The sequence below is a fragment of the Lysinibacillus halotolerans genome (assembly GCF_003711845.1).
Classification (GTDB): domain Bacteria; phylum Bacillota; class Bacilli; order Bacillales_A; family Planococcaceae; genus Ureibacillus; species Ureibacillus halotolerans.
This window is the reverse complement of sequence record NZ_RHLQ01000093.1, coordinates 1-3,270: the sequence shown is the minus strand read 5'-3', so window position 1 is coordinate 3,270 and position 3,270 is coordinate 1. Positions and strand designations below refer to the sequence as shown.

At 35.8% G+C, this 3,270-nt stretch carries 3 protein-coding genes; 2 read left to right on the top strand and 1 reads right to left on the bottom strand.

Annotated features, from left to right (window positions below):
* Positions 1-114: 114 nt before the first annotated feature.
* Positions 115-1,500, bottom strand: a complete 1,386-nt coding sequence (locus EC501_RS18175; RefSeq protein ID WP_122973745.1) for an FAD-dependent oxidoreductase — start codon at positions 1,498-1,500, stop codon at positions 115-117.
* Between the two features lie 123 nt (positions 1,501-1,623).
* Between EC501_RS18175 and EC501_RS18170 the strand changes: the two genes are divergently transcribed.
* Both EC501_RS18170 and EC501_RS18165 read left to right on the top strand, forming a co-directional pair.
* Positions 1,624-2,328: a DsbA family oxidoreductase gene (locus EC501_RS18170; protein ID WP_122973744.1), complete on the top strand. Its 705-nt coding sequence runs from the start codon at positions 1,624-1,626 to the stop codon at positions 2,326-2,328.
* 135 nt (positions 2,329-2,463) lie between these two features.
* Entirely contained in the window at positions 2,464-3,102 is a 639-nt protein-coding gene (locus tag EC501_RS18165; protein WP_122973743.1) for an FMN-dependent NADH-azoreductase, read from the top strand.
* Positions 3,103-3,270 lie beyond the last annotated feature (168 nt).

The following is a 3,270-nucleotide window of genomic DNA, read 5'->3' as shown; positions in this document are numbered from 1 at the left end:
TTTATCAGAAGTGGTCCTTATTTTTTATTTAAAATAATCAAAGCCGGTGAAATTTTACTTATCGTAAAATTTCACCGGCTTTTCATTTCAGAGGTGGGTTTTGTCCCAGCCTCTTTATTTTGCTTTATCAATTTTTAATGGATAGACAGCTGGTCCTTCAATAACGTCTCCATTTTTATCGAACCTGGAACCGTGACATGGACAATCCCATGTTTCATCTCCTTCATTCCATCTAGTTTTACATCCTAGATGGGTACATTTTGGGGCTTCCATTCGAGTTAAATAGCCACCAGCTAAATTTGTTGTAACAAACCCAATTATTTTCAATGCCCTTAATAAGTTTTTACCAAATTGTCCTCTTGAAGGACTGTAAATATCGGCGGCTCTATGCCTTTCTTGGGCGATTAAGCTTGATATAATTTCCCCTGCGACGAGGGAATTGGATAGTCCCCATTTTCGATAACCGGTTGCTATAAATATATTTGGCTCATCCTCAGTTATGGGACCAATATACGGGACTAAATCTGGCGTATCCGGATCTTGAGCACTCCAATAATATGGAGGATCGGATAAATGAAAAATGGAATTCATTTCCTCTTCGAGGGTTTTGTAATAGGATTTAGTATCCTTTTTTGTACCAGCTTTATGGCTACTACCCCCATAAATAAAGTACGGTGTATTCGATACTAAGGCAGTACGTATCGTACGAGATGGATTTTCGACGGATAAGTATTGTCCCTTTAATAATTCATTTGTTTTTGAAGCGAGTAAGTAGGAACGTTCGATAGATAATTTTGTTGTTACTAACCCTCTAATAGATTCAATTGGGTAATGGGTACATAACAATAGTTTTTTAAATGTAACGATATTTTCTTTTTCTGTTAACACATATTTTTGATCGAGAACAACCTTCGTCACGCGGGTTTTGACATAAATCGATGCCCCAGCCTGTTGGGCCAAGTTAACGAAATGATTCGCAAACTTTGTCGGATGAATTTGATAAGTATTCTCCATTTTTAAAGCAGAAATAATAGAGAAGGGCAATTCGGTATCCGTTGATTCCATTCCTTGTATTTTCAATTTTTTATAGGCATTAAATTCATCTTGTATCGTCTGCAGTCCTTGATTTGTAGTGGCGTATAAATATGAGTCTGCTTTTTGAAATGTATCTTTTGATGCGTATTCAAGGGCGTTTTCAATTGCACTTTTATTTGCATCATAATAGGTTGCCACTTCATTTTCAGAAAAGGATTTTATTAATTTAGAGTAGATAACCCCATGCTGTGGAGTTAATTTTCCCGTCGAATGCCCCGTTGTTCCAATTGCTAAGGAAGGTTTTGCTTCCAGTAAGACAACATTAAGTCCCCTTTTAGCAAGCAAATAGGCTGAATAAATACCTGTAAGTCCTCCACCAACAATACAAACATCGCAATCTACAGAAGTGGATAATTCGGATAATTGTTGTGATTCATTATCTTTTAACCATAGAGAGTTTTGCATATGTGCCCCCATTTTGCTTATTTTTTATAAGTATTCCGTAAATAGCAATCCAATATTCAATGAGCAAATTAATTGTGGGAAAAATATTATATTCGTACAATGGGAAAAAAGGAGGAGTCCACTATGAAAGTAGAAGTATGGTCAGATTATGTTTGTCCATTTTGTTATATTGGCAAACGCCAACTAGAAAAGGCGATTAAAGATTCAGGTTATGAAGGACAAATAGAAGTGGAGCTAAAAAGCTTTTTATTAGATCCTACGACTCCAATTGATTCAGATCAATCCATCTATGCAGCATTAGCCAAAAAGTATAATGTTTCCGAAGAACAGGCGAAAAATATGACCAAAAATATTGCAGAGAGAGCAAAAGAAATTGGGCTAAATTATAATTTTGACATTATGAAGGAAGCAAATACAAACGCCGCCCATCGATTAGCAAAGTGGGCTGAGACAAAAGGGAAGGGCGCTGAATTGAGTGAGCAACTTTTACAAGCTTACTTTTTAGAAGGTGCTGCCATTGGTAAAGGGGAAATATTATTAAATTTAGTTGAAAAAGTTGGTTTAAGCCGTTTAGAGGCAGAAGAAATATTAAATAGTAATCAATTCGAAGAAGACGTAGAAAGAGACATAATGGAAGCTCAAAGCATAGGTGTGCGCGGAGTACCATTCTTTGTTATTGATAACAAATATGGAATTTCGGGTGCTCAACCCCAAGAGTTGTTCGATCAAACAATCTCTAAAGCTGCTAGTGAGGCTGGTTTAAAGCCAAAATTAAAAATGGTTGGAGATAATGGCGCTACATGTACAGATGGCCAATGTGATTTATAGTAAGTCTACTAAACAAGAAAATCGGTCAAAAGTATGAGTGCTGTTTTATTGAAATAATATTTTATCTCCTTTAAGATGACATTATGTCTTGATTTCAAGATACATAATATTGAGATTAAAGGAGAGTTATATAGAATGACTAATGTATTAGTAATTAAAGCAAACAATCGTCCAGATGGCGTTTCAACTAAAATGTTCGAAACTTATGTAGAGGAAGCGAAAAAAGTAGCAGGTTTAAACGTTACTGTTTATGACGTATTTGAAGAAGATACACCGTACTTCGGACAAGAACTTTTCAACGCATTCGGTAAAGTTCAAAATGGTGAAGAGTTAACAGAATTAGAATCTCGTCTTCTAGCTGCAAAACAAAAGGCTATGGATGCAGTAACTGCTGCGGATGTAGTAGTACTTGCTTTCCCATTATGGAACTTAACAATCCCTGCTAAATTACAAACATTTATTGACTATGTATATGCTGCTGGATTCATGTTCAAATATAATGCAGAAGGCCAAATGGTTCAATTAATGACTGACAAAAAGTTTGTTGTATTAAACGCTCGTGGAGGTTACTACTCTGCTCCTGAAGCACAGCCAATGGAAATGTCAGTTAACTACATTAAAAATGTATTTAGTGGTATCGCTGGTATGGAACTTCTAGACGAAGTAGTAATTGAAGGTCACAACGCAGAACCAAACCGCGCAGAAGAAATTATTGCTGAAGGTATGGAACGCGTTAAAGCTTCTGCACAAAAATTAGCTACAGTAACTGCATAATATTCAAAACAAACCCGACCATAAATGATGGCCGGGTTTGTTTTTTAGGCTCTATAATATTTGTTGGGGTTTAAAAAAATTTCATAAATAAAAAAGCACGTAATCACCGATTTCTATATACTTGAATTGTCGAGAAACAAGCAATGAAAGGTGATACGTGCAAATGAA